At 61.0% G+C, this 20,002-nt stretch carries 19 protein-coding genes; 5 read left to right on the forward strand and 14 right to left on the reverse strand.

Annotated features, from left to right (window positions below; genetic code table 11):
* Positions 1-38 precede the first annotated feature (38 nt).
* Positions 39-944 (reverse strand): class C sortase, encoded by a 906-nt coding sequence (locus tag CAQU_RS09005; RefSeq protein ID WP_075727056.1) that lies wholly within the window; start codon positions 942-944, stop codon positions 39-41.
* A 437-nt stretch (positions 945-1,381) separates the two neighbouring features.
* Here CAQU_RS09005 and CAQU_RS09010 point away from each other — a divergent pair, with 437 nt between their 5' ends.
* Positions 1,382-1,957, forward strand: coding sequence for a neocarzinostatin apoprotein domain-containing protein (locus CAQU_RS09010; RefSeq protein WP_075727058.1), 576 nt, complete (start codon positions 1,382-1,384; stop codon positions 1,955-1,957).
* 142 nt (positions 1,958-2,099) lie between these two features.
* Here CAQU_RS09010 and CAQU_RS09015 read toward each other — a convergent pair whose 3' ends face one another.
* Positions 2,100-3,989 carry an IS1096 element passenger TnpR family protein gene (locus CAQU_RS09015; protein WP_075727059.1) on the reverse strand — a complete coding sequence of 630 codons (1,890 nt, stop codon included), beginning with the start codon at positions 3,987-3,989 and terminating at the stop codon, positions 2,100-2,102.
* A 164-nt stretch (positions 3,990-4,153) separates the two neighbouring features.
* Positions 4,154-6,001: a translation elongation factor 4 gene (gene lepA, locus CAQU_RS09020; RefSeq protein ID WP_075727061.1), complete on the reverse strand. Its 1,848-nt coding sequence runs from the start codon at positions 5,999-6,001 to the stop codon at positions 4,154-4,156.
* 117 nt (positions 6,002-6,118) lie between these two features.
* On the opposite strand from lepA, the gene CAQU_RS09025 reads away from it, so the two are divergent.
* Positions 6,119-6,679, forward strand: a complete 561-nt coding sequence (locus CAQU_RS09025; RefSeq protein ID WP_075728640.1) for a type II toxin-antitoxin system PemK/MazF family toxin — start codon at positions 6,119-6,121, stop codon at positions 6,677-6,679.
* Positions 6,680-6,952: 273 nt separating this feature from the next.
* Positions 6,953-7,216: a 30S ribosomal protein S20 gene (gene rpsT, locus CAQU_RS09030; RefSeq protein ID WP_075727062.1), complete on the forward strand. Its 264-nt coding sequence runs from the start codon at positions 6,953-6,955 to the stop codon at positions 7,214-7,216.
* Positions 7,217-7,355: 139 nt separating this feature from the next.
* Here rpsT and holA read toward each other — a convergent pair whose 3' ends face one another.
* From holA to CAQU_RS09045, 3 genes are read right to left on the reverse strand one after another with little or no spacing between them, the layout of a single operon-like run.
* Complete coding sequence (holA, locus tag CAQU_RS09035; RefSeq protein WP_075727064.1) at positions 7,356-8,288, reverse strand: DNA polymerase III subunit delta; 933 nt, start codon at positions 8,286-8,288, stop codon at positions 7,356-7,358.
* A 17-nt stretch (positions 8,289-8,305) separates the two neighbouring features.
* Positions 8,306-9,982: a ComEC/Rec2 family competence protein gene (locus CAQU_RS09040; RefSeq protein WP_157108968.1), complete on the reverse strand. Its 1,677-nt coding sequence runs from the start codon at positions 9,980-9,982 to the stop codon at positions 8,306-8,308.
* Positions 9,983-10,008: 26 nt separating this feature from the next.
* On the reverse strand, positions 10,009-10,764 hold the full coding sequence (locus tag CAQU_RS09045; RefSeq protein ID WP_075727068.1) for a ComEA family DNA-binding protein: 756 nt from the start codon (positions 10,762-10,764) through the stop codon (positions 10,009-10,011).
* Between the two features lie 257 nt (positions 10,765-11,021).
* On the opposite strand from CAQU_RS09045, the gene CAQU_RS12680 reads away from it, so the two are divergent.
* Positions 11,022-11,228 carry a hypothetical protein gene (locus CAQU_RS12680; RefSeq protein ID WP_157108969.1) on the forward strand — a complete coding sequence of 69 codons (207 nt, stop codon included), beginning with the start codon at positions 11,022-11,024 and terminating at the stop codon, positions 11,226-11,228.
* Between the two features lie 19 nt (positions 11,229-11,247).
* Here the strand turns inward: CAQU_RS12680 and CAQU_RS09050 are convergent, their stop codons facing one another.
* From CAQU_RS09050 to CAQU_RS09075, 6 genes are all read right to left on the reverse strand, one after another.
* Positions 11,248-12,075 (reverse strand): DegV family protein, encoded by an 828-nt coding sequence (locus CAQU_RS09050; RefSeq protein ID WP_075727070.1) that lies wholly within the window; start codon positions 12,073-12,075, stop codon positions 11,248-11,250.
* Between the two features lie 133 nt (positions 12,076-12,208).
* Positions 12,209-12,943, reverse strand: a complete 735-nt coding sequence (locus CAQU_RS09055; protein WP_075727072.1) for a histidine phosphatase family protein — start codon at positions 12,941-12,943, stop codon at positions 12,209-12,211.
* Positions 12,940-13,407, reverse strand: coding sequence for a ribosome silencing factor (gene rsfS, locus CAQU_RS09060; protein ID WP_075727074.1), 468 nt, complete (start codon positions 13,405-13,407; stop codon positions 12,940-12,942). The genes CAQU_RS09055 and rsfS overlap by 4 nt, the downstream gene beginning before the upstream one ends.
* Before the next feature lie 248 nt (positions 13,408-13,655).
* The gene (locus CAQU_RS09065) at positions 13,656-14,645 is read right to left on the reverse strand and encodes a CPBP family intramembrane glutamic endopeptidase (protein WP_075727076.1); all 990 of its coding nucleotides are present in this window, start codon (positions 14,643-14,645) and stop codon (positions 13,656-13,658) included.
* Positions 14,646-14,706: 61 nt separating this feature from the next.
* Positions 14,707-15,306 carry a nicotinate-nucleotide adenylyltransferase gene (gene nadD / locus CAQU_RS09070; protein WP_075727078.1) on the reverse strand — a complete coding sequence of 200 codons (600 nt, stop codon included), beginning with the start codon at positions 15,304-15,306 and terminating at the stop codon, positions 14,707-14,709.
* 67 nt (positions 15,307-15,373) lie between these two features.
* Complete coding sequence (locus CAQU_RS09075) at positions 15,374-16,465, reverse strand: GNAT family N-acetyltransferase (RefSeq protein ID WP_075727080.1); 1,092 nt, start codon at positions 16,463-16,465, stop codon at positions 15,374-15,376.
* Positions 16,466-16,574: 109 nt separating this feature from the next.
* Here CAQU_RS09075 and CAQU_RS09080 point away from each other — a divergent pair, with 109 nt between their 5' ends.
* Positions 16,575-16,964, forward strand: coding sequence for a hypothetical protein (locus tag CAQU_RS09080; protein WP_075727082.1), 390 nt, complete (start codon positions 16,575-16,577; stop codon positions 16,962-16,964).
* 250 nt (positions 16,965-17,214) lie between these two features.
* Here CAQU_RS09080 and CAQU_RS09085 read toward each other — a convergent pair whose 3' ends face one another.
* Both CAQU_RS09085 and CAQU_RS09090 read right to left on the reverse strand, forming a co-directional pair.
* A complete protein-coding gene (locus CAQU_RS09085) occupies positions 17,215-18,243 on the reverse strand; it encodes a hypothetical protein (RefSeq protein WP_075727084.1) in 1,029 nt (342 codons plus the stop codon).
* A gap of 316 nt (positions 18,244-18,559) precedes the next feature.
* Entirely contained in the window at positions 18,560-19,873 is a 1,314-nt protein-coding gene (locus CAQU_RS09090; RefSeq protein ID WP_075727086.1) for a glutamate-5-semialdehyde dehydrogenase, read from the reverse strand.
* Positions 19,874-20,002: the final 129 nt, after the last annotated feature.

The following is a 20,002-nucleotide window of genomic DNA, read 5'->3' on the forward strand; positions in this document are numbered from 1 at the left end:
TCCTGAACTCATCCTTTCATTTCCCACCGACGGGTTTTTTAATTCTTCTTCAGTTTGCGATAAATCGCACGTGCACTTAAGACTAGCAGCACAAGCAGGATCAGCACGACTGCAGCAACCGACAGAATCATCCACCAAGTCCACACAATCTTGTTGTGATTCTCGAAAGCCTTGGTTTCTTCCTCCGGATCCATCGGCACACGAGTACCGGTGACCAGAAGCCTGTGAGAGTTGATGCCGTACGGAGTACAGGTGATCAGCGTGACCTGATCCTTGCCTTCTTCGATGCGCAAGGAATCAGTCTTATCGGGCAACACCACCTGAATGTCCTCGACCTGGTACTTCATACGCCGGCCGTAGGTATTCAAATAGAACGCGTCGCCCTTTTTCACCGCCGTGAGATTGTCAAACAGCGTCGAGTTCGTCAGTCCAGTGTGGCCGGTCAACACCGCGTGGGTGCTGGGTCCGCCCACCGGAAGCGAAGAACCAAACAAGTGACCGACGCCCTTTTCCAACACCTCATCGCTGGTCCCGTGATACACGGGAAGATTCACCCCGATATCGGGGATCACCAGCTGCGACATGGTGTCGACCACATTGAGCTGGCCGAGGTATTCCTGATACTCCGGGCTGTTGGGATCCACCCCACCAGTCCACGGGTCATAGGTCGGACCCGAAGTGTGGCTGGCGTTGTATTCCTCAGCGCGCACCAGATTCTCATTGACGGTCGCCTCGGGCTGGGTCTGGATCAAATCCGCATACGCCTCAGCGATCTTGCCCTGGCGATAGTTGTTCCACTGCATCGCCACCACGGGGTAGCTGACGACCAGAACACCCAGCAACACCAAGACCAGCGGCAGCACAGTACCGAAGAAGGTGCTCTGCTTCTGCTTCTTTTTCTTGGGTTGTGGCTTCTTCGTCGCCTTGGGCGCGGCGTTGGTCACAAGACACCTTCCTCTCAGGTGATTCTCAGGCTCCGATAATCGTACACGCTGGAGCAAAGATAAAAAGTTCGCAGTTCACCGGCCATTTTCCGCGGGCCCAACAAACTGAAAAACCACACAAAACACCAACAACTACCAACAGCCACCAACAGCAACCAGCAGCCACCAGCAGCTAACAAGAGCTAACTAGAGCCGCCAACAGCTATCGACAACACTTCAGCGCCACCAGCCACGAACGGCACAAGCCACACACGAGACCTCCGCCGTGAAAACACAGCGCTGAGACAACACGGCATACCCACAGCACACCTTGCTGCCACCATTGTCCACCGAACACCCCACTTTTCCCACCCCAGCGCCAACGCTCACTTCCACCACCGCCGCCTCAGCCACCACGAAAAGCACTCACAGACTGCAGCCAGGTAAGGTGAGCAACCATGACCACTGAACTGCCCTTCGCCCGCCGAGCCCTCGCGATTAGTGGCGCCGCACTAGCCCTGGCCGCCGCCGGATGCTCCACCGACGCATCCCACAGCACCGACACCACCGTCAGCGTCAACCCCACCGCATCCAACGTCACCAGCCTGGCCGCCGCCCCCTCAGAGGCCCCCGCCACCGGTGGTAGCGCAAAGGTCGAAACCGCCGGCGGAGTCACCCTCGAAGCCAGCCCCGCCACCAACCTGCACGACGGCGACGAAATCACGGTCACCATCACCGGACTCGACCCCAAGCTCGGCTACTACGCCGCCATCTGCGCGCCCGAACGCCCCGCAGGCTCCCCTGTCCCGCTGTGCACCGGCGGCCGCGGTGACGCCACCGCCCAAGCCTGGATCAAAGCCGAAGGCGGCACCGCAACCCTCAACAACGACGGCTCCGCCACCGCCACCATCGCCGTCAGCCCCGTCGGCGACGGCGTGAACTGCCACGAACAAGACTGCGTTCTCAAAGTCTTCGGCGACCACACCGAAGGCTTCAAAGACGTCGAACAGGTGCCGGTAATCTTCGCGAAATAACCCCGCACCCAACCCACACACCACAAAGGGTGGTGGGTCGCTGCCACAACCGGCACCGACCCACCACCCTTTGTGCATAAACCCCCGCGCCCCACCGAGGTCCCCCACGGGCCCAAGCACACCAGGCAGTAACGAAAACTACCTACTCAGACTGCGCCTCATAACAGCCGGGCGGAAACTGCGGATGCACAAAATCGTGATCCTTAAACTCCGCCAAGGTCTGCTCAATCTTGGACACATCCTCCTGGCAGTGCGACAGAATATAACCCTCCACATCGTCAGTGATCTGCCGCAAACGCTCAAAACCAGCCACGCCGCCACAATCCTCCGGCGGGCACGCCCGATCAGCCTCATCCACGTAATAACCACGGGCACGATCCTCCACCCGCATCGGATGAATCGTCATCCGCCACTTATCCCCCGGGTCATAACACAACGTCACCGGGCTGCCAGCCGGAATCAAAATCTGACTCAACTGCACCGCATCCGCGCGATAACACAACGGCCCATAGACCTGATCGCGACTATTGACCACACGGACCGGCCACGTCTGCTCCTCCTGCGACAACTCCCCCAAATCCCCCGGCTGACCACTCGGCACCGCCGCCAAAGAAATCGCCTTCGGCGCATCAAACTGCACATACCACGGGTGATTATTCTCCCACCCAAACAAGCACAAAATAGCCTGCATGCCCTGGGAAACCACATCCCCCCACGGCACCGCCACCACTCGCGTAATCGCCGGCTCCACCCCATTAAGCGTCACCCGCGCCACCACATGCGGCTGATGCAACGCCGCCGCCGGCACATCCAACGGCTCACCCGGCAAATACGCCGTCGACGCCTGCAAAGGATGCGCCTGCGCATCCTTCGCGGTCGCCACAAACTTCGGCAACACCCGCTCCGGGATCGTCACATCATCCAACACCGCCGAAAACGTCGTCCGCACCTTCCGCGGCGCAAACGTCACCAGCCGCGGACGCACCCCATCCTCCAGCTCAATAGTGTCCAACGCATCATGGTCAATCAACCACGACAACGTCCACGCCGCCACCTGCAACACCAAATTCAACGTCGGCAAATCCACCAACTTCTTGGCGTAATCCGTCAAATACACCGACTGCTCAATCGCCTCCAGCAGCCCCACATCCTGACCAATACGCAACGCCGCCGCCAACGCCGGCTCATACTGAGCACGCCGAATCTGATGCTTAGAGATGTGGTAGGTCAAAAAGCTCTCCCCCTCCACCAGCTCAGTGACCACCGCAGGATCCGACAACCCCTCATCCGTCAACGCAATCGGCCCCTGATTGTTGATGTAATCCACCAACGCCACCAACGCCGTATACCGCGCATCCTCCCCCAACAACAGATCAAACAACGGATACGCACCCATATTGACCCCCGCGTTACGGCACGCCCCAAACTTCAACACGTCATACAAAGGATCCGGCAAACGATCATGGATCCGATCCACCAACGCCGCATCATCAACCACCCACTCAATATGCGGCGGAATATCCTGGCCACACAACGCCGCACGCACCATCGCATACGTCGCCGGGCTGATGGTATCGACCACCGTGCCGGAATACTCCACCAAACAAATCAAACCCTGCTGCTCCGCAACGAACTCCATGTCCTGCGGCTCCGGATCCGACAACTCCAACCGGAAACGCCACCCATGCATCGGGCTGGCCTCCAAAAACACATCCCGGCCCGGCACAATCAACTCCGCCAACTGCAAATCAGTGGCATCAATCAAGTTGTCGTGCAAATAGTGATAGCCCGCCCGACCCACATAGGTATTCCGCGGCCCCGTCAACGTCAACACCGTGCGCGGATGGGGCGGCAAACCCAAAGACACCACAAACTCATCCATGATGTCGCACGCCGACCGCGAAATATCCACCAACGCCACCCGGCGCACATCGCACTCAGCGTTGGTCAGCGTGATCTTCTTGATCGTCTGCTGCTTCAAACGAGGCCCAAACACCTCGCCGCGTACCAGTCGAGCGTCCTTATCAGTCATGCGGTTTAGTATCCCACCTTCCACCCACCCACCGCTGCACACCCCCACACAACACCCCATCCCCGCAGCGCAAACCACCCCGGCGCCCGCCCCCAACAACGCAACCGCCCCCTGCCGTCCACCAAGGACAACAGGGGGCGCGAGAAAACTACGAAGGAAAAACCCTAGTTCTCATCCGTCGACAAAGCAGCAACGAAAGCTTCCTGCGGCACAGCCACCGAACCGATGGACTTCATGCGCTTTTTGCCTTCCTTCTGCTTCTCCAGCAGCTTGCGCTTACGCGAAATATCGCCACCGTAGCATTTCGCAAGAACGTCCTTACGCAACGCACGAATGTTCTCACGGGCAATGATCTTCGAACCGATCGCAGCCTGCACCGGCACCTCAAACTGCTGGCGAGGGATCAATTCCTTCAACTTCACAGTCATCTTGTTGCCGTACCATTGCGCATTATCGCGGTGCACAATCGCACTAAACGCATCCACCGGATCGCCCTGCAGCAAAATATCGACCTTCACCAAGTTGGCCTGCTGCTCACCGGCCTCCTCATAGTTCAACGAGGCATAGCCGCGGGTACGGGACTTCAACATGTCAAAGAAGTCGAAAATGATCTCACCCAACGGCATCACATAGCGCAGCTCCACACGATCCTCGGACAAATAATCCATGCCCTTCATCTCACCGCGCTTGGACTGGCACAGCTCCATGGTGGTACCCACAAACTCCGCGGGCACAATGATCGTGGTCTTCACGATGGGTTCCCACACCTCGCGCAGCTTCCCGCCCGGCCAGTCGCTCGGATTGTGCACCATCGACTCAGTGCCATCCTCAGCTACCACCCGGTAGGACACGCTCGGCGCCGTCGAAATCAGATCCAGGTCAAACTCGCGCTGCAAACGATCGCGGGTGATCTCCATGTGCAGCAAACCCAAAAAGCCACAGCGGAAACCGAAGCCCAAAGCCACAGACGTTTCCGGCTCAAACGTCAAAGCAGCATCGTTAAGCTGCAGCTTCTCCAACGCATCACGCAAATCCGGATAGTCGGCCTGCGAAATCGGGAACAATCCCGAATACACCATCGGCTTGGGCTCCTCGTAGCCCTTCAACGCCTCCTCAGCACCCTTCTGAGCCCACGTGACGGTATCGCCCACCTTCGACTGGCGCACATCCTTCACGCCAGTAATCAGATAACCGACCTCGCCAGGCCCCAGCCCACGGCACTTCTTCGGAGTCGGGCTCACAATGCCGATCTCCAACAACTCGTGGGTGGCACCAGTAGACATCATCTTGATCTTCTGGCGCGGCTCCAAGGTGCCATCGACCATACGGATATAGGTCACCACACCCCGGTAAGTGTCATACACCGAGTCGAAAATCATCGCACGCGCCGGCGCTTCCTTACCGAACTCACTGGTCGGGGCGGGCACCAAATCGCACACCTTATCCAACAGCTCCGGCACCCCCTCGCCGGTCTTACCCGACACCCGCAAAACCTCATCGGGCTCACACCCAATAATGTGCGCGATCTCCTCGGCATACTTATCCGGATCCGCGGCCGGCAGGTCAATCTTGTTCAGCACCGGAATGATCTCCAGATCGTTTTCCATCGCCAAATACAAGTTCGCCAGCGTCTGCGCCTCAATGCCCTGCGCCGCATCCACCAGCAAAATAGCGCCCTCACACGCCTCCAAAGCGCGGGACACCTCATAAGTGAAGTCCACGTGACCGGGAGTATCGATCAAGTGCATGACGATCTCCTCCCCCGCATGCTTACCGCTGCGCGGCACCCACGGCAGACGCACGTTCTGCGCCTTAATAGTGATGCCACGCTCGCGCTCAATATCCATGTTGTCGAGATACTGATCGCGCATATCACGCGCCTCAACAACACCGGTCAAACCCAAAATACGGTCTGCCAGAGTCGACTTACCATGGTCAATGTGCGCGATGATGCAGAAGTTTCGGATCTGCGCCGGGTCCGTGAACGTTGTCTCCGCAAAATTGCTGGCCATCTGCGAGCTTCACCCTTTCGTTGATCAGGGCTTAACAGTACCCGACGACACCGAAACACAAGGTACTTGCTCGCCACTACTAGATACCGAAGCGTGACGGTGATTATGATTGCGGTCATGCAGCGCGCCACCAAAACCGGGCTTTTCGCCCGCCTGCGACACCTGTTGAGCTCCCCCAGCGGAATCGGCGTGTGTGACCTCGACCAGGGGCTCGACCGCATCGCCCACCGGCTCGGCCTCGAGGGACAACCCGCAGAAAACTTTGAGCGCAACTCCCACCGGGCGGAGGTAGACGTCATCCGCAGTCGCGACGTCTCTCGCTCCATCTACTACGCCCCCGACATGGACGGCCAAGCCGACCCCGGAGAAGTCGTGTGGGTATGGGTGCCCGATGAAACCACCGGCAGCGCCCAAGAACGCGCACTCGTCGTCGTTGGACGCACCCGGCAACACATCCTGGGACTACTCATCTCCCCCAACAGTCAACACGCCACCGAAAGCACCTGGCTCGACATCGGCTCCGGCGCCTGGGACACCTCAGGGAAAAACTGTTGGGTACGACTCGACAAAGTCGTCCGCGTCGCCGAAGACGCCATCCGGCGCCAAGGCGCCATCATGCCCCGCCGCCGCTTCGACCGCATCGCGCATCGCCTCCGCAACGAATTCAGCTGGACCTAACACCCCACCAGCACACCAAACTTGCAGGAAATCCCCCCAAAAGAGTAAAGTTTTCGCTCGGTGTCTTTTTCAGCCGCCTGCGCGCTCCATCGATGCACCTCATCACTGAAGCCGCACGCAGCCAAAACACCACGTTTTCTTTCGCTTCGGCACACTGCCAGCAACAGCTGACAGTAGCCGCGGACAGGACCTTGGGTTCGTGCACTGTCGAAGCGCATTTCCGTACCGGGACTCGCACCACGAGCAGTCCCCCAACGTCAAGAGGTTTATCCCATGGCTAACATCAAGTCCCAGATCAAGCGCAACCGCACCAACGAAGAAGCCCGCGAGCGCAACAAGGCTGTTCGCTCCGCAGTCCGCACCGAGATCCGCAAGTTCCGCGCTCTCGTTGAGGCCGGCGACAAGGCTGCCGCTGAGACCCAGCTGCGTGTTGCTTCCCGCAAGCTCGACAAGGCTGTCTCCAAGGGTGTCATCCACCGCAACAACGCAGCCAACAAGAAGTCCCGCATGGCTTCTGCTGTCAACAAGATGGCCTAAGCGCTTTCCCACACGGCGAAAGCCGGCCTGGGCACCGATGATGTGCTCATAGCCACCATGAAAGTCTTGACTCACCCAAATCAAGACCTCACCACAAGATCCCCTTGCGCTTCATGCACAAGGGGATTTTTTGCGTCCCCTACTTCGCTAACTCCGAAATCCGGCGCACCGCATCCTCAATAGCGAACTCCGGATCTGCGGCCTGCCCCTTGACCGCCGCATCCAACTCAGCGACCACAATCACCGCATCGCTGACCGACTCTCCCGACCACCGGCGCGCAATCTGATGCGTCAGCTGCACCGCATAGGGATGCATGCCCAACGCACCAGCATCCGGCTTGCCACGTGTCGAATACATTCGCGCAATAGCATCAACCTTGTTGGCCAGTGCGCTGGCCAACTGCACCGGGCTCATTCCCAGCTGCAAAGCCCGACGGGTCGACGCCACCGCCTTGGCAGTCTTGCCCTGCACCGCCAAATCTGCGATCTCAAAGCCACTGACTTCCGCCACACCGGTGTAGTAGGCGTGCACCGACGCCACCGAAATATCCCCGCCCGTATCCGCCACCAGCTGGCCGACAGCACTAGCCAACTCGCGTAAATCACTACCCACCGACTCCAACAGCGCCAAATGCACATCCGGGGTCACCGACACCCGATGGCGCGCAAACTCCTCGCGCACAAACCCCGGCAAATCCTTCGGCTTCAGGCTCGGCGTCCGATGCACCTGAGCAATCTTCTCCAGCTTCGTCGCCAACTGCTTCTGCCGGCCGCCCCCACTGTGCTGCACAATCAACGTCATCCCGGGGCTCATGTCCATCGCCGCCGCCAACACCGCATCCGCGGCATCCTTACCAGCATCCTGGGCCCGCGTAATCACCACCGCCTTATCATCGCCGAACAAACTCGGCGACAACTGCAAATTGAGTTCGTTGACGGTGACCTCGCTAGGAGCCATCACCACCACCTCAAGGCCAGGAGACTGCTGCCGCAGCTGGTCGATAATTTCACGGCGGGCACGTTCGGTGAGGAATTCATCATCCCCCACAATGAGCTGTACTGGGTTCGTCACACGTCATAGTGTGCCAGCTATTGCCCGCCCGTGAAGCTTTGGGTGCCATCGACATGCACCCGCCAGCCTGGACACACCACCGGCACCCCATCTACCCGCTGCAACGGCCGAGGCTTCGACACCTGCCGACAGTGGCGCACCACCACAGCATCGACATGCCCGCCCAATCCGGCGCCTTCATTCAGCTCAATCGCCTCGGCCTCTGCCACCGTATCCACCACCACAACCCGGGGGTTTTCCAGCACCGGTTGGACATCAACACCCAAACCCACTACACCAAACACACCCGTGGCGTACAGCACACCGACGCTCACCAGCACGCCCAACCGCCGCCAGGCGCCCACACTGATAAGCGCCACCAACCACGCCCCCATCAGCGCAGCAATAAGAATCCCACCCAAGTCATCCCCAACTGGCAGAGTCGGGTGTGCAAGTCCCGCCAACGCAGTAGCAGTACGCTGAATCCACCACGCACACGGCGCTATCACGGTGAGCAACAAGCCCGCCACCACATCTCCGACCACCGGCACCGGCGCACACACGGCGGCAGCCATTCCCACCACGGTGATCGGTGCAACCGCCACCGCCACCACCAAGTTCGCCACCACCGACACCACAGGAATCTGCCCCGCCATGCTCGCCACCAATGGGGCGGTAGCCACATCCGCTCCCACAGCCACCGCCACCGCCCGCGCAATAGGGCCTGGCACTCCTGCCCGAGCCACCGGCTTAAGCAACAGCGGGTGCAATGCCACAATGCCCACCGTGGCCGCCACAGACAGCGCGAATCCATAAGACACAGCCATCTCGGAATCCACGATCACCAGCACGATGACCGCCACCGCCAGCCCATGGATCGCCTCCTGGCGCGTGGCCGCCACCACCCCCACCAAGGCCAACACTCCACTTATCGTGGCTCGCAAAACACTCGGTTCGAACCCCACGATCAATACAAACCCAACCAAGGCCACAGCAGCCCACACCACCCGCCAGCGCATCGACACTCTCCACAACCCGGCAAGAAAAAACACTGCCCCCACCACGATGGCAACGTTGGCGCCACTGACCGCCGATAGATGACTCAGCCCCGTGTGTTGATACACCTGGCGCATCTGCGGACTCTGGCCGCTGGTATCGCCTAGCACCATCGCCTGCAACAGGCTGCCCGTCGTCGAGCCGGCCGTATGCTGCGCCACCCGAGCAAAACTCGCACGCACCCCCTCCGCCACCGCAGCCACCCCCTTCGGCGGACTAGTGACATGCAAGGAATCGCAACTGGCGATGACCTGCGCCACCCCAGGACGTTGGCTACCAGACACCGTCGCCTGGCACTGCACCATGCTGCCCCGCGGAACTGGTTGGGCAAACACGTCACGAATCAGCAATGGAACGGCAACCGGGTGACCTGGCGTTTCCAGTTGCACAAAGCTGAGGTCTTCCGCCACTGTTTTCGGCGCCGTCAGCAAACGCCCGGACAGCTCACCACGAAACCCGGGTTGGATCCGCGACGCCCGCGCCTGCCGCATGCGCAGAGCCGCGACGCCAAGCGCCGCGCTTGAAGCACTCACCCCCACCACCGCCTGACCAGGCTGCTTCAGGCTCAGCGCCAGAAGCACCATCACCACAACGATTGCTACCGGCAGCCACCAGGTGTGGGTCGTCAGCAGCGCCCATGTGGCACACCATGTGATCATCGCCGGTGGCACCAGCCGCACATGGCTCACACCGTGGCCTTGTCTTTCAGCTTCTCCAGTTTTGCGGGGCCGATGCCTTTCACCTTGGCCAAATCATCCACGCTGGCAAAAGGTCCGGATGCTTGCCGGTGCTCAACGATTGCGGCGGCGGTCTTCTCTCCCACTCCGGGCAGTTGTGCCAGTTCGACCGCATCGGCGGTGTTGATATTGACCCCCGTGGTGCCTCCTACTGGGGCACCAGCCGGGGGTGGGGCTTGCCCTGCGTGTGCCGCGCCGCCAGCGGGGAACACCCCCGCTCCGCCGGGCGTGGTGCCGACAACCCCCACCACCACATGCATCTCATCACTTAATTTTTGGGCCTGGTGGATCGACTCAATATCCGCGTCGCCCCGAGGACGTGCCAGGGCCAATGCGTCAGCGACCCGCGCGCCGACGGGCAGGGTGAACACCCCGGGGTTATCCACCGCCCCCGCGACACTCACGACAATGTGCTGGGGTGCCGCACTTGGTTCGGGACGGGTTTCAGAAGGAGTGCCGTGCACCAGAACCAGGTGCTGAGATGTTGGTGCTGGCGGGGCTAGAGGTTCGGGCGCAAGCGTCGTTTTTTCGGGATTGTCGCCGGAGGTGAGAAGAACCACCGCGAGTGCCAGGCTGAGCACCAGCACAGTTGCCACGACGGCTGCCTTGGCGTCGATTCGCACCCGGGGTTCGGGGTAGTTGACCGCCAGAAGTTCTTCCTCCCCCAACGGACGTGTCAGTTCCTTGACTCGTTCGGTAATCATGGGCTGAGGCTACAAAGCCAGCCTGCTGTCATGTCGGGGCTCGCCGCGGCTGCTGTGGGTGTCGCCAGTGGCTTCCTCCTGCCCCACGGCTTTATCCACATCCGCAGCGCCCCACCCCGGGTAGTTTCGTGAATCAGCCTTTAGGGTGAAACGTTGCCCAGCGCATTCGGTCACTGAACATCGTTGCCCCAAAACACCGCTAAAAGTGATCCAAGCCACTGCCATTGGGGAAAATTCACCTAAACGGAGGAGAAGAGATGTCCAATCCCCCACGTCCTACATCGTTTGCCCCTGGATTCTTCATGGGCCTGCTGTCTTTGATCATCGTGGCTGCGGCTATTGCCACGAAGGTGATGTGGCCGTTGCTGATCATCCCCGCCGTCGCCATCGCGCTGTTCGTGTTCAAGCTCGGACCACGTAACTGGTATGCCCCACAGGCTCCCGGCGATCACCTCGATCGATAAGAAATTGCGGGGGATGCGTTTATTCGACAGCTAGTTCGCCGGTGGGGGTGGCGGTGGTGTCGTCGTCGGGAAACACCACGCTGACGGCGAGCGCCCCGGGGCCGGCGTGAACCGACAGCACTGCGTCCATGTCGACGATCATCAGGGATGATTCAGGCGACAGCGCAGCGGTGAGCTGATCTGATAGCAGCCGGGCGGCTTCGCGCGCCTCAAACTGTTGGATTGCAACGAATAGGGGGCGGGTTGCGGCCCGCTGGGCGATGATGTCGACGAGCTTTGCGAAAGCTTTGGTTTGGGTGCGGGTTTTCGCCGCGATCTCTAGGCGTCCATCGTTGAGGTGCATGATGGGTCGGGTCGCTAGCGCCGTGGATACCAGCGCATCGGCGGCAGAAAGCCGGCCCGATCGCCGCAGAGCGTCCATCTTGTTGATGTAGAGCCACATATCACTGCGCCGCACCGTGGATGCTGCCACTTCGTAGCATTCCTCGAGGGATGCGCCCTGTTGCGCTAGGCGGGCGGCAGCCATGGCGGCCGCACCCACCCCCATGCCGATGCACTCTGTATCGACGACCCTGACTAGCCCTTCCTCAAACACGCCTGCTGCAGTCACCGCAGCCGACCAGGTGGAGGACAGTTCTTTGGACAGGTGCAACGCCACGATGCCGTCATCTTGGCCACGTTCTAGCTGTCTAGCGTAGGTGGCGACCAATTCCAGCGCCGACAGTCCTGCGGTGGATGCGTCGTCCCCGGAGCGCATCATGTGCAAGTCGATGACGACGATATCGAGTTCCTCGACGATGTCTTCCGGCAGATTGGAGGATGAGTCTGTGACGATGCGAACTGGCATGTCGTGTATCTCCCAATCGTCAAAAAGGTGGTCGTGGTGCGCGCCCCGGGCGGGTGAGCAAACGGGGTGGCGGGCTCGAAGACTATTGTCGCACCAGTTGCCGAAGAATTGCTGCGAACTTTCGTGTTTATGCCTACAGGATGGTGGCGTCGGCGCTGGGCTGGTCGATGGACATCCCGGCTGCGACTCCCATGTTCCAGCCGTCGAGGTACCACTGGGCATTGTCAATGGTGTCTGGGGTGAAGCGGATTTCGCGCGAGAAGTCTTCAGCGTCATCGGTGGTGCGCGGGGTGAACCGTGGGCGCGCCAAAAGCTGGGCCCAACAGGTATTTTTCAGCCCCGAAAGCATGGGGTACTGGGACTCTGCAAAGCCCAATAGGTTGCAGGTCAACGCGCTGATCGTGCCGCCGTGCGCGACGAGCAGCACGGTGGAGTCATCCCAGTCGTCGTAGTCACGCATCAGCTCGTCGACAACTGCGCGGGCGCGCGCAGCGACCTCGAGTCGGGTTTCCCCACCCGGTGGCGCCCAATTCGCGTCGTGGCGCCACAGGGCGCGCTGACCGGGGAATTGGGTGTCGACTTCCTGGTGGCTCATGGCCTGCCACTGCCCCAGATCGGTTTCCCGCAGGCGGTGGTCCACAGTGACCTCGACGCCAAGTAGTTCGCCGACGGCGCGGGCAGTAGCATGCGCCCGATCCAGGTCGGAGGACACGATGCGGGTGATGTTCAAGGTGGACAGGTAGCGGGCAGCATCGCGCGCCTGGCGCATGCCCTTATCCGACAACTGGGTGTCCAGTTGACCCTGCATGCGGCCGGTGGCGTTGTAGTCCGTTTCGCCGTGGCGCAGGGCGATCAGACGGCGGCTCATAGCTCGTCAGCGTCCGGGGTCGGCTCCGCGAGAGGCAGCTCGTCTTGGGTTTGCGCTTCGCGGGCGGTCGCCAGACCTTCCCACTCGGCAGGTCGGGTGTAGCCGTCGACGCCATCGATGTCGATCAGCGGGCAGTCCGCCCACAAACGGTCCAGGCCGTAGAATTCGCGCTCGTCGGTGCGCATTGCGTGGACGACGATCTCGCCGTAGTCGAGGAGCGCCCAGCGGGATTCGCGCACACCTTCGCGGCGCAGGGGTTTAGCACCGGCCTCGCGCAACTTGTCCTCCACCTCGTCGACGATGGCGTTGACCTGGCGTTCGGTGTCAGCGGAGACGATGACGAAGCAGTCGGTGATGATCAGCTGATCAGCCACGTCGATGACTGCGATGTTTTCGGCCAGCTTCTCGCTGGCCGCGTGGGCAGCTACGGAGGCAAGGTCAATGGAAGTTTGTTGTGCAGGCACTGTAGTAACGCGATGCTTTCTTTGTCTGGTGTGTGAAGCGCTGATTGGCATCAGGCTTTATCAACCATGCAATCAGCCCGTGGTGCGCAAACTTTTGTTCGGTGGCACCACGACGGCAACAACCGCGAAGGCATTAAACCGGTGCGATGAACCGGGGAAAGGTCTTTGAGACCCGGCCACATGGGTTGCACCGCAAGTATAGCCCGGTGGCGGGCATTTCCCAGCACCGAAGCTACTTCTGGGTGCTTTCAGGCACGGCTTTTCGTCGAGCGCAGGGCACGAATCGCATATCCCACGGCGACGACTTCGAGGCACACCAGGACAGCGACCAGCCCGAGGGGGCCGGATAGGAGTTGTTCTTGGGTGGTGCCGGCGGCGTGAAACATCAGGGTCAGCCCGGCCGCCCCATTGATGGCTCCGTGTGCGACGGCGGGAATGTAGACCGAGCCGCTGGCGTAGCGCATCCACCCCAGGATCATGCCCCAGGCCATGCAGGCCACCGTCATCATGGCTGGCCCGATGATATCGCTGCGTTGGTAGTTGTAGCCCAGCAGGATCAGGGGGGTGTGCCACAGGCCCCAAGCTGCGCCGACCAGCAGCACCGAGGGAACCACCCCGAGGGGCCGCAAGGCTGTGATGAGCCATCCCCGCCATCCGATTTCCTCACCGAAGGCTAGCAGCGAGTTCAACAGCGCTCCCACGGGGAAAAACAGCAGCTGGATCCCGACCAGAAGCCACGGATGAAGTGAGGAGGCTTCGAGTCCGGACTGTTGCATGTAGCCGGAAAGGTGAACGATGTCGGGGGTGATGAAGCCGAACAGGATGGATTCGGCGACGATGGCAACGATGATGGCGAAGGGGCCGAAGATGGCTAGCGCTACATAGCCCAGGAATGCGCCCCAGCGTTTGGGCACTCCCATGCCGAGATAAGCCAGGCGCTCACCTGCGGCCGGGGTGTGGGTGATGAGCATGGCGGCCACCACCCCGAGCGCCGGGGTAAACATCATGACGCCCGCCAGCGCCCCGACGGCAAGCATGTTGTGTTTGAGATCTGTAAGCCACAGTGGCAGGCACACTACCCAGGCCATGGAAAAAGACACCAGGAAAAACACCGCTAGTGCTTTGGTTGGCAGGGTTGCTGGCGCGGACACGCTGGAGGAGCCGGGGGTGTGGCGCAGGTCGAGCGCGGGATTGGTGATCGACGCTGGGGGGTGTGGGGTGTGGTCTGCGGGGATCATGGCTCCTCCACGGTTTGGGCCAAGCTTTTGTGGTGTGTGTTTTCACCGTACCCGGGCGGGTTTAGCTGTGTTTGCGATATAGCCCGGTTTTCGCGATGTATTGCACGACGCCGTCGGGCACGAGGTACCAGACGGGTCGGCCAGCTTTGGCGCGGGCTCGACAGTCGGTGGAGGAGATCGCCATGGCGGGAATTTCGATGAGGTGGACGCGTTCTTGGGCGCTTTGTGGCAGGAAGTCTTCTTCGAGGACGTAGCCGGGGCGGGTGACTCCGATGAATTGGGCGACGTCGAACATTTTCTCCCAGTCGCGCCAGGTCATGATTTTCGCGAGGGCGTCAGCACCGGTGATGAAGAATAGCTCCGCCCCGGGATATTGTTTTTGCAGGTCGGTGAGGGTGTCGAGGGTGTAGGTTGGCCCGCCACGGTCGATGTCGACGCGGCTGACCGCAAAGCGCGGGTTGGAGGCGGTGGCGATGACGGTCATCAGGTAGCGGTCTTCGGCGTCGCTGACGGATCGGTCTGCTTTTTGCCAGGGCTGCCCGGTGGGGGCGTAGATGACCATGTTCAGGCCGAAGCGGTCGGCGACTTCGCTTCCGGCGACCAGGTGGCCGTTGTGGATGGGGTCGAAGGTGCCGCCCATGATTCCGATGCGCAATGCCATAGTGGGAGTCCTTTTCGGAGTGTGGCTTACCTGGTGGGGTGTTGCCGCTGTGAGGTTGTGGGGGTCATTATGCCCGGCGGGTCCATCCGGCGGAGGATGCAACCGTGGTCATGCCTAGGCGTTGATTGATGAGCAGCATGCCGTCGTTGATGATGGCGTTGCTGGTGTAGAGCCGGGTGACGTTGGGTAGTACTTCGCGGCAGTGGTTCATCACCGCATTTTTGAGGGCGGTGCCGATGCCTTTGTGGCGGTAGGCGGGGTCGACGAGGGTTACGCCTTGGGCGCCGACGTGGGGGCGGGCGCCGGAGCTTTGCCCGAACACGCTAAAGGCGACCGCGCCACTTGCGTCGGTGACCAGCACGCAGTGGTTGTTCCTGTCGGCGTCGATGTTTGCTTGGTGGAGTTGTTGCAGGGTCTCGAAGGTCCAGTGTTCTTCGTCGACGGTCATCTCCCCGGAGGGGACTTCCTTTTCGACTAGGTTGAACAGGCGCAGTTGACTGTCGATGAGGGTGGGGTCGTCGCCGATGATGTTGGGGAAGGTGCGCAGGGCGTAGCCGTCGGGGAGGTTGACGGGCAGTGGTTGGCTTGGCACCGGCAGATAGGAGATATGTTCGGTGATGCCGATGCTAAATCCGTGTTGGGCAAGGTAGTCGGCGATGACGTTGTCGCGGGGGTCGCCGTCGGCCGGGTAGTACAGAGTGGTTTGGAGGACCGGCTTGCCGTGGGTTTCTGCGGTTTTGAGCAGGGCATCGCAGACTTTTTCGGCGGTGTCGTTTAAGGGTTGCCCGGGCAGCGGCAGCAGGGTGTCGTTGAGGGTGAGGGTGATGTCGGTGGTTTGGGCGCCTTCTTCGGTACTAGTCCATAGTTCGATCCAGCCCAGCGGATAGGTGTTTTCGGTGGGGTCTTCGGCGGGGTTGGTGATGCCCAGGGGGAGGCTGGTGGTGTTGGTGGGGCAGGATTCGTCGTCGAAGGCGGCGTAGATGGCGATGTGGCAGCCGACGGCGTTGGCTAGGCCGCCGAAGGTTTGCTCGAGTGATCGGGAGAGGTCGTCCACACCGGTGTATTGCTGGATGGCGAGTCCCTCGCACATGACGAGGCTGTGGAGTAGTGCGGTGGGGTGTTGGCCGTTGGTGGGCAGCTCGAGCGGGATGATGCGCATGGGGTTTATTCAAACATAGACAGGCCCGGCGGTTTGTGAACTGGGGCACGTGCGCGGTTTTTTCGTTATGCTTGCTGTTTCACGCATCTACCTGAAAGGACGTGTCGTGATGAATATCCGTCGTTTTGCAGTTGCTGGTGCAGCAGCTGTTGCTCTTGTTTTTACTGGCGCTTCGTCTGCGCAGGCTGCGCCGATTGACGACAGCCTGTTGCAGACCCGCGTCAATGGCGCTGTGAGCTTGCCGTGTGTGGCGTTGAAGGCCGGCAACGAGCTGGATCACAAGTTTGTTTCTTACTCGGATGCCTACAACAGCATTGTGGCGCAGGGTAAGCAGACGTCTTTGCCGAAGGCGAAGGTGCATGAGTTGGCGAAGACCTATGCGAATCGCTACGTGGAGTGCAAGATTGTCAAGGCCGATTTGGCTAGCGGTTCTTCCCAGTTTTTGGGTGGGTCTTCTGACGTCATTGAGGGCGTCGGTGGCCTGTTTGGTTCCTCCTAGGGTTTTCTAGGTTGCCGCTGCCCGTGGGGGGCAGTGGGGCGTGTGGTCTTTGCCGGCGGGTCGAAAGACCTTAAGGCCACTTCGGGAGAAGTTCCCACTGGATCCCATGAACTCCACGAGCGCCCCAAAGACCCCAGCATTGCCCCTGTTTGTGGGCGGTGCTGGGGTCTTTGGGGGTCTTGGGGGTCTTGGGGGTCTCGAGGCTTGTGGACTCTGTGGGCTTTTGTGGAGCTTGGAAGGCCTTTTGGGGTTAGCGGGCGATGAGGGGTTGTTTTTCCCGGCGCGCGGCGGTGGGGGTGATGGCGATGGTGGTGCGTGTTGGGTGGGTGAGGTGGCCGGGGCGGCGCCAGAGTCCCCGGGAGGCGATGGGGGCGATGCTCAAGCTGGGGTCGGTTTGGCGCATGGCGGTGATGACGTTGGCGTCGTCGCTGTAGATGCGGGTGAGTTCGGGCCAGGTTGTGTGGGCGAGGTGGAGGCTTTCACGGATCGCTGCGATGATGACGCAGGGGCTGGCTTCGAAGGTGTCGATGTGGGCTAGGGCGCTGGTGCCGGGGGCGTTGGCGGGCCGGATGATGGTGCAGCGGGCCCAGCTGGAGTGTCCGGATACGGTGACGTCGATGCGGTTGTCACCAGTGGCGTGGCTGTGGGTGGCGGCGAATCCTGCGGGCAGTGGTTTTTGGCGCGGGGCTGTGTTCAGGGGCAGGTAGGCGACGGTATCGAGGCGTTCGAGTTCGAATCCGTAGTCGTAGAGGATGCGCCCGATGACGCTTCGTTTGGGTGCGAGCCCCGGGGTGGCGAAGGTGTTGGCCACAAGGGGGCCTTCCCAGTAGGCGCCGACGGTGTCGAGGAGGGTTTCGACGACGTCGCGGACGTGGGTGGAGGTTGGGTCTCCCGGCATGGGGTAAATGTTTGCGCTGATGGTGATGTCGATCCAGGCGGGCTGGTCGGCGTCTTGGCTGGCGGGTAGGTGCAATTCGGCCCATCCCAGCACGTCGAGGGCGACGGTGGGGTCCTCCTGGCCGGCGGGGATGCTGCCCGGCAAGATGTCGCCTAAGCGTTGGGTGCCCTCGAGTTCTTGGGCGTCGTCGTTGACGCAGGCAAAGAGGCGAACCCGCCCGTGGGCGCCCAGCATGTCTTCGGTGAGCTGTTGCGTGGAGAAAGACAGGTCGTTGCTGCCGGTGATTTGCTGGCGGATGGCGCTGGAGTGCACGGCCAGGGCGGTCACGACTTCGCTGGTGGGTTGGTGGGGCTGGGGCTGGGTGATTTCGAGGATTCGCATTACCCACATTCCTAACATGAATCATGCGGTTTTTCGCGTGAATAGCCCCGCCAAATAGCCCCGCCACCTGCAAATATGCCCAAACAAACATATGACCTCACCCCCGAAATCATCACACCTTATCCCCCGGCATCCACCACCCCACCACCGATAAACGCCCCTTAGCCCAGGTCACCCCGCCCCCACCACACGCGCCACCCCAGCAGCACACCCCCACCACCACAGCTCACACCACCCCCGCGCCGGCGGCAAAACTGTGAGCAAAAAACGCGCCCCGCAGCAGCTTTCACACCACCACGGGGCACCACCGGCACCACTAGGGGCGAGTATGCCCCTGCCCCCGCACAATCCACTTCGACGTGGTCAGCTCCGGCAACCCCATAGGCCCGCGGGCATGCAGCTTCTGCGTAGAAATGCCGATCTCCGCACCCATGCCGTACTGCTCACCATCGGTAAACGCGGTGGAGGCATTGACATTGACGGCCGCCGAATCCACCTGGTCGACGAAGTAATCACACGTGTCAGTATCGTGTGCGGCAATTGCGTCGGTATGCCCGGATGAGTAGCGGGCGATGTGCTCGCAGGCCGCTTCAACACCATCGACAATCTTGATGGCAATGTCCATGGACAAGTACTCCTCTTCCCAGTCGGTCGATTCCGCAGGAATCAACCCATCGATGACCAGGTGACTGAGGTTGTCCACGTCCCCGTGAAGGCGCACACCTGCACCAACCAAGGCGTCAACGACCCGCTGCTGGCTTGCCACCGGCAGCGACGCGTCGAGCAAAGCAGTTTCGGTCGCGTTACACACGCTCGGCCGGCGGGCCTTGCCGTTGACCAGCATCTCAATTGCTTGCTCAAGCTGTGCCTCGGTGGCACAGGACGCATCAATATAGAAGTGGCAGTTTCCGGTGCCGGTTTCGATCGCGGGAACCGTCGCACCGGTGACCACCGCCTCAATCAACCCCGCGCCACCACGCGGAATCACCACATCCACCAGCCCCCGGGCCGTGATCAAGTCCTGAACAGAATCGTGGGTCTGGCACGGCAGCAGCTGCACAATCTCTGCGGGAAAACCGTGCTCAACCGCAACATCCTGCAGAATTGCCACCAACGCCTGGTTGGAAGACTCTGCAGACTTCGATCCGCGCAGCAGCGCCACGTTGCCCGACTTCAACGCCAACCCAAAAGCATCAACGGTGACATTGGGGCGCGCCTCATACACCATGCCCATCACCCCCAACGGCACCCGCACCTGCGTCAATCGCAAACCATTAGCCAGGCGGCGACCACCCAACACCTCCCCCACCGGGTCAGGCAAATCCGCAACCTGATTCAACCCGCTCGCAATCCCCGCAATCCGCTCCGGCGTCAACCGCAAACGATCCTGCAAAGACTCACTCATCCCCGCGGCAGCACCGCGGCGCAGATCCTGCTCATTAGCGGACAAAATCTCCTCCGCCCGCGCTTCAAGCGCCACCGCAGCCGCCCGCAGCAACGCATTTTTCTGCGTCGTCGTCGCCTGCGCCACCCGGCCCCGCACACAACGCGCGGCACGCGCCTTCGCTAACACTTCCTCGCGCTGGCGGGCACGCACATCATCATCACCGGTTAAACCTTGAGCAATCATGCCCCATAGTTAAGCACGAAAAAACACCCCACATCCCCCAAAACCCACACCACCACACACCCCCACACCCACACCACACCCACACCCACGCACACCCCAGCCAAAAAACACAGATTCGCCCCGCGTTTG

It is taken from the genome of Corynebacterium aquilae DSM 44791 (assembly GCF_001941445.1).
Classification (GTDB): domain Bacteria; phylum Actinomycetota; class Actinomycetes; order Mycobacteriales; family Mycobacteriaceae; genus Corynebacterium; species Corynebacterium aquilae.